This window comes from Pseudomonas sp. ENNP23 (genome assembly GCF_001728945.1).
Lineage (GTDB): Bacteria > Pseudomonadota > Gammaproteobacteria > Pseudomonadales > Pseudomonadaceae > Metapseudomonas > Metapseudomonas otitidis.
In genome coordinates this window covers 95,010-102,194 of sequence record NZ_LYSP01000019.1, presented here as the reverse complement: position 1 = coordinate 102,194, position 7,185 = coordinate 95,010, and the positions used below count along the sequence as shown (strand labels likewise).

4 protein-coding genes are annotated in these 7,185 nt (G+C 67.8%); 2 read left to right on the top strand and 2 right to left on the bottom strand.

What is annotated here, in order from left to right; genetic code table 11:
- Positions 1-199: 199 nt before the first annotated feature.
- Complete coding sequence (gene gspD / locus A9G05_RS12910; RefSeq protein WP_069561364.1) at positions 200-2,530, bottom strand: type II secretion system secretin GspD; 2,331 nt, start codon at positions 2,528-2,530, stop codon at positions 200-202.
- A gap of 846 nt (positions 2,531-3,376) precedes the next feature.
- Complete coding sequence (locus A9G05_RS12905; protein ID WP_069561363.1) at positions 3,377-4,900, bottom strand: fumarate hydratase; 1,524 nt, start codon at positions 4,898-4,900, stop codon at positions 3,377-3,379.
- 222 nt (positions 4,901-5,122) lie between these two features.
- On the opposite strand from A9G05_RS12905, the gene A9G05_RS12900 reads away from it, so the two are divergent.
- Together A9G05_RS12900 and A9G05_RS12895 are read left to right on the top strand one after the other, a co-directional pair.
- Complete coding sequence (locus tag A9G05_RS12900; RefSeq protein WP_069561362.1) at positions 5,123-6,250, top strand: diguanylate cyclase; 1,128 nt, start codon at positions 5,123-5,125, stop codon at positions 6,248-6,250.
- Positions 6,243-7,184, top strand: coding sequence for an iron-sulfur-binding ferredoxin reductase (locus A9G05_RS12895; RefSeq protein WP_069561361.1), 942 nt, complete (start codon positions 6,243-6,245; stop codon positions 7,182-7,184). The genes A9G05_RS12900 and A9G05_RS12895 overlap by 8 nt, the downstream gene beginning before the upstream one ends.
- Position 7,185: the final 1 nt, after the last annotated feature.

Here is a 7,185-nt window from a genome sequence, read left to right as displayed (position 1 = left end):
CCGCTGGCGGGCGGCTGGGGCGGCGTCTCGGGGGTGCTGGTGGCCGGTGGGGCAGGGTTGCTGGAACCTCCGCCACCTCCGCCGCCGCCCAAGTCCAGGCAACCGGCCAGGCTGAGCAGTCCGTAGATCAGTACGAGCTTGCGAAACATGTCCCCTCGCTTTCAGTTCGGCATTGTTGTGATTGTTGTGAGCCTGAGCCTCAGAGCGCCGTGACCCGTCCCCGATGGCTGGGCAGTGTGGCGGGCAGGTCGCGCAAGGCGCGCTCGGCCAGGTCGGCCTGGGAGTACTCGCCGTAGAACATGCGGTACCAGTCCTGGCCGTTGCGCTGCGAATGCTGGATGCGCAGGGGCGCGCCGGGGTGGCGGGCCATCAGTGCGCGCATGTACTGCTCGCTGCTGCCTTCGATCAGGTTGATGCTGTAGCGCTGCGGGGCGGCGGGAGCTGGCGCCGGAGCGGTGGTCGGCTGGGCCGGAGCCGCAGGCGCTGGGGGCTGTACCGCTGGCGGGGGGGTAGCCGCCACGGGGTGGGCGCTGCCCTGCAGGGGCGTTTCAGCGGGGGCGGCGTAGGGCTGGGCCGGGGTTGGAGTCGGGGCTGGCCTGGGCGCGGGAACCGGGGCGGGTGCCGTGGCGACCGGGGCAGCGGGGGCGGCTGCACGGGTGGACTTGAACAACTGCGCCGGCTCCTGGGGCAGGCTGCGCTGGGCGCTTGACCCGGCGGCCTGCTGCCGCAGGTCGAGGTACTTCTCCTGGCTGAGGTCGGCCAGGCGGGTACCATCGCGGACCACGCTGGGCCGCAGGAAGACCATCAGGTTGCGCTTGACGTTGACGTCCTTGCTGGAGCGGAACAGGCCGCCCACCAGGGGCATGTCGCCCAGCAGCGGGACCTTGCTTTCGCTGCGGGTGACGTCGTCCTGGATCAGGCCGCCGAGCACGATCACCTGGCCGTTGTCGGCCAGTACGGTGCTCTTGATCATGCGTTTGTTGGTGACCAGGTCCACCGCGCGGGAGGCAGCGCCGGTGCTGGGGGCGATGGAGGAAATCTCCTGCTCGATCACCAGGCGCAACGTGCCGCCTTCGTTGATGTGCGGGGTGACCTTGAGGGTGACGCCGACATCCTTGCGCTCGATGGTGGTGAAGGGGTTGTTGGCCCCGGCGGCGTCGGTGGTGTACGAGCCGGTCTGGAAGGGCACGTTCTGCCCCACGAGGATCTCGGCCTTCTGGTTGTCCAGGGTCAGCAGGCTGGGGGTGGAGAGCAGGTTGCTGTTGCCGTTGGCGGAGAGGGCGGTGATCAGCGCGCCGAAGTTCTTGTTGCCGATGCCGACGATGGCACCGTCGGGCAGGTTGACCGGGGTCTTGGCGTCGATGGCGCCGAGCAGGGTGCCCACCGAGAGCCCGGTGTTGCTGAAGTTGCTGCCGCCGATGGGGCCGCTGTCGGAGCGCCCGTCGATGGCCCACTGCACGCCGAGGGCCTCGCTGACGTCGCCGGACATCTCCACGATGGCGGCCTCCACCAGCACCTGGGCACGGGGCACGTCGAGCTGGTGCACCAGGTCTTCAAGCTGCGCCACCATGTCCGGCTCGGCCATCAGGATGAGGGCGTTGATCCCCTCGTCGGCGCGGATCAGCACCGGTGCCTGGGTGGTGGTGGGAGAGGCGGCGCCGCGCAGTTGCTCGGAGAGGTCGCTGAGGGTCTTGGCCAGGTCCTTGGCGTCGCCATGGCGCAGGCGCACGACCCGGGTGTTGGCCGAGCGCACGGGCTGGGTGTCCAGTTGGCGGGCCATCTTCAGCAGGCGCTCGCGGGCTTCGGGCGGGCCAAGCAGCAGCAGGCGGTTGGTGCGCGGGTCGGCGATCACCTGGGCGTTGCCGTTACCGGCCGGCTGCCCGCGCCGCAGACTCTCCTGCAGCATTGCGGCGACGTCGCGGGCCCAGGCGTGCTTGAGGTCGTAGAACACGCTGTCGTTGGCACCGGCGCTGTCCACCTGGGCGATCAGCGCGATCAGGCGTTCGATGTTGGCGCGCTTGTCACTGACGATCAGCGAGTTGCTGGAGGGGATGGCCGCCAGGTGAGCGTTCTGCGGCACCAGCGGGCGGATCAGCGGGAGCAGTTCGTTGACCGGCGTCTGCTGCACCTGCAGCAGGCGTGTCTCCAGGGTTTCCGGGCCGCTGCCGGTGGGGCTGTTGGCCACGCTGCGGCCTTCCACATCGGGCACGATGCGCGCCTGGTTGCCCTGGGTGACCACGCTGTAGCCGTGGGTGCTCATCACCGAGAGGAACAGTTGGTAGACCTCGCTGAGGGTCAGCGGCGATTCGGAGATGACGGTGACCTGGCCCTTGACCCGGGGATCGAGCACCAGGGTCTGGCCACTGATGCTGGCGACCTGCTCGGTGAAGTCGCGGATGTCGGCGTCGCGCATGTTGATGGTCCAGCGCTCTTCGCTGTCCTGGCTGGCCGGTTCCGCCCACAGCAGCGGGCACAGCAGCAGGCAGGCCCAGGCGAGGCGGGCCAGACGACGTGGCAGGCACAGGCTCATCGGACGGCTCCCGGTGCGCTTGGGCGGTCAGGTGCAGGCAGCCGCGTACCGGCCGGAAGGCACAGGGAGAGGAGAAGGGTCCAGGGCATAGTGAAGCTCGACAGACTGCTGCGCATCCAGGCGACGTGTTGGTTTCCTATGGCGACCTGCCTGGGTGTGGCCCGACAAGCGGGCGAGAGAATAAGGAAAGCGGCACGTCCGTTCGACTGGTCGGAGTGCAACTGTGCATGGGCTCACACTCCTGAAATTGACCATGCGGTCATTTGCGGATGTGCGTCCCGTTTTGGGGATTTGGGGATTTGGGGATTTGGTGGGGCTGCTGGGTTATAGAGCCAAGCTGATTATCGAGTTCTGTTGATGTCACCTGTTTCGCCTTCCCAGGCGAGTTTCTTTTTTCAGTCGTCGGGATGCCGCCCACAAAAAAGAAACCAAAAAGGCTCGCCCCTGCATCCGAACTTGGCGTCCCCGCCCGGCTGCGCCGGGTTCCTTCTCTCCATCGTCGTTCCAGGGGTACGGCGGGGTGCCGCCCACTCGACGGGCCATCCCTGGCCCGGCAGCGCTCTCGCGACATCCATGTCGCTCAACCCCTTGCACGACGACTGCGCTCAGCCTCCTGAAGGGGCATTGTCCCTGCCCCACCTTTCTGGCCAGGCAGCGGTCTGGTGTGCGCTCAAGACTCGCTCGGAAAGGAGCCCGTTAAACCGGGTCCATGAAACTCTGAAAGTTGGATCAGGGAGCGGAAAGTCTCCACAGCACTCGATAAGCAGCCAGTAACCGCAACACGGTACTGGAACATGGCCAAGAAAAAGCCCGGCGCGAGGCCGGGCTTTTCAATTGCGGTGTGGCTTACTTCACTTCCACCGCGAGGCTTTCGGCGATCTTCTTGTTCCAGATCGCCGGGCCGGTGATGTGCACCGACTCGCCGTTGGTGTCGACGGCGACGGTGACCGGCATGTCCTTCACGTCGAATTCGTAGATGGCTTCCATCCCGAGTTCGGCGAAGGCCAGGACCTTGGACTTCTTGATCGCCTGGGCCACCAGGTAGGCGGCGCCGCCGACGGCCATCAGGTACACGGCCTTGTTGTCCTTGATCGCTTCGATGGCGATGGGGCCACGCTCGGACTTGCCGATCATGCCCAGCAGGCCGGTGCTTTCCAGGATCTGACGGGTGAACTTGTCCATGCGGGTGGCGGTGGTGGGGCCCGCCGGGCCGACCACTTCGTCACCGACCGGATCGACCGGGCCGACGTAGTAGATGAAGCGGCCCTTGAGGTCCACCGGCAGCTCTTCGCCCTTGTTGAGCATGTCGACCATGCGCTTGTGGGCGGCGTCGCGGCCGGTGAGCATCTTGCCGTTGAGCAGCAGGGTCTCGCCCGGCTTCCAGCTCTGCACGTCCTCGGGGGTGATGCTGTCGAGGTCGACGCGGCGGGCGCTCGGGCCGGCTTCCCAGACGATCTCCGGGTAGGCGTCCAGCGGCGGCGCTTCCAGGGCGGCGGGGCCGGAACCGTCGAGCACGAAGTGGGCATGACGGGTGGCGGCGCAGTTGGGGATCATGCACACCGGCAGGGAGGCGGCGTGGGTCGGGTAGTCCATGATCTTCACGTCGAGGACGGTGGTCAGGCCACCCAGGCCCTGGGCGCCGATGCCCAGCTGGTTGACCTTCTCGAACAGTTCGAGGCGCATTTCCTCGATCTTGTTCTGCGGGCCGCGGGCCTTCAGTTCGTGGATGTCGATCGGGTCCATCAGGACTTCCTTCGCCATCACCGCGGCCTTCTCGGCGGTACCACCGATGCCGATGCCGAGCATGCCCGGCGGGCACCAGCCGGCGCCCATGGTCGGGACGGTCTTGAGGACCCAGTCGACGATGGAGTCGGACGGGTTGAGCATGGCCATCTTCGACTTGTTCTCGGAGCCACCGCCCTTGGCGGCCACGTCCACTTCCACGGTGTTGCCGGGGACGATGGAGTAGTGGATCACCGCCGGGGTGTTGTCCTTGGTGTTCTTACGGGCACCCGCCGGGTCGGCCAGGATGGAGGCGCGCAGGACGTTCTCCGGCAGGTTGTAGGCGCGGCGCACGCCTTCGTTGATCATGTCGTCGACGCTCATGGTGGCGCCGTCCCAGCGCACGTCCATGCCCACGCGGACGAACACGGTGACGATGCCGGTGTCCTGGCAGATGGGGCGGTGGCCGGTGGCGCACATGCGCGAGTTGATCAGGATCTGCGCCATGGAGTCGCGCGCGGCGGGCGACTCTTCGCGCAGGTAGGCCTCGTGCATGGCCTGGATGAAGTCGACGGGGTGGTAATAGGAGATGAACTGCAGGGCATCGGCGACGCTCTGTATCAGGTCGTCCTGCTTGATCACGGTCATGGGTGCGCTCCTCTTCAATTCGGGAACATCAGGAAGCGCCGGACCACGACCCGGCGCGCATTGGATTGGGGGTGAAAATGGCGCGGAAGTATACCGCGTGCTCAAGGCCGGGCACACCCGCCAAGAGTCGACCCCGGCCCTCGGCGAACCGCTGGCGTCCCCTAGGTTTTTCGTTTTCACGCGCGTAGAGTGGCGGCATCGTGCCAGCACGGGACGGAGCCCATGAGCACATCCAGTCGAGGGGCCACCCAACGGGGCCTGCAAAGCCTGCTGCTGAAGCGCTTCGGCATGGCAGTGGCAACCTATGCGCTCGTGCTGCTGCTGTTCTGGCTGGCGGTGCTGGGCGGTTTCTACCAGCGCTCGCCCTGGGTGGCGCTGGGCTTCACCGGACTCATCGTCATTTCCCAACTCGTGTTCTTCGCGCTCCTGCGCAGCGGTCGCAACCTGCGTTTCCCCGACCCCAGCCTGACCGAGGCGCAGATCCTCGTGGCCATGACCTGGCACACCCTGCTGATGGCCGACCTGGGGCCGGCCCGGGGCGCACTGCTGGTGGTGTATGTGCTGATCCTGCTGTTCGGCGTGTTCCAACTGCCGCCACGGGTATTCCTGCGCTGTGCGGGCTTCGGGCTGACGGCCTTCGCTGGCCTGAACCTGCTGGAGGCGTACCAGATGCGCCTGCAGTCGCCGGCCCTGGCGCTGTTGCAGGTGTGTGCGCTGTTCGTGCTGCTGGTGTGGCTGGGGCTGTTCGCCAGCTATGTCCAGGCGATGCGCCAGCGCATGCGGCAACGGCGCTTCGCCCTGCAGGCCCACCAGGACACGCTGCGCGGGATGATGCGCCAACTGGAAGACCTGGTGGCTACCGACGAACTCACCGGGCTGTTCAACCGCCGGCACTTCCTGCGCATGGCGGCGCGAGAGATGAGGGGCGTGCCGCCGGGCCGTTTCCATGGCCTGGCGCTGATCGACCTCGACCACTTCAAGCGCATCAATGACCAGCATGGCCACGCGGCCGGTGACCGGGTGCTGCAGACCTTCGCGGCCGTGGCGCGGGCCTGCCTGCGCGATGGCGATCTCCTGGCCCGCTACGGTGGCGAGGAGTTCGTGCTGCTGTTGCCCGACTGCGATGCCGACCGCCTGACCAGTTGCTGCGAGCGGCTGCGGGAGGCCTTCGCCAGCGCCGAACCGGTGGGGGTGCAGGTGGGGGCGCTGAGCCTGTCTGCCGGGATGACCCTGATCGGCTGCAACGATGACCTGGACGAGGCCCTGCAGCGGGCCGACCAGGCGCTCTACCGGGCCAAGCGCAATGGCCGCAACCGCTGCGATGCGGCATGGGAGATCCAGGGTGCCTGAGCTCGAAGCCGCCGGGCGCCGCTGGAGTGTGGCGCCCGCCAGCAACCTGCTGGATGCCTTGAATGCCGGTGGCTGCCGCGTGCCGTTCAGTTGCCGTGCCGGCAGTTGCCATGCCTGCCTGGTGCGGGTGACCGCCGGCGAGCCAGCCGATGCGCGCCCCGAGGCGCTGGATGCCGAGCGCCGTGAGCAGGGCTGGCGCCTGGCCTGCCAGTGCCTGGTGGTGCAGGACCTGGCGGTGGAGCTGTTCGACCCTCAGCGCGACGGCATCCCGGCCCGGGTCGTGGCCTGTGACTGGCTGGGGGGCGAGGTGCTGCGCCTGCGCCTGGAACCACAACGACCGCTGCGCTACAGCGCCGGCCAGCACCTGCTGCTGTGGACGGGGGAGGGCGTGGCCCGGCCCTACTCGCTGGCCAGCCTGCCGGGGGAGACGCCCTGGCTGGAGTTCCACATCGATTGCCGGGCGCCGGGCGCTTTCTGCGATGCCGCCCGGGCCCTGGTGCCCGGGGACGAGCTGCGCCTCGGCGAGCTGGGCGGCGGGGCGCTGCACTATGACCCGGCCTGGGACACCCGGCCGCTGCTGATGCTGGCCTCCGGCACGGGGTTGGCACCGATCTGGGGCGTGCTGCGGGAGGCGCTGCGCCAGCATCATGCCGGCCCCATCCGGCTCATTCATGTGGCCCATGACGAGGCCGGCCACTACCTGGCGGAGCCCTTGCGTGCGCTGGCCGCCGAGCATGGCAACGTCACGGTCGAGCTGGTCACGGTGGCGCAGCTACAGGCTGTTTTGGCCGAAATCCGGCTTGTGAGCCGGCAAACCGTCGCCCTACTCTGCGGGCGGCCGGAGCGGGTCGAGGCCTTCGCCCGCCGGCTCTACCTCGCGGGCCTGCCCCGCAACCAACTGCTGGCCGACGAATTCCTGAGCCGCTCCGTCTGAG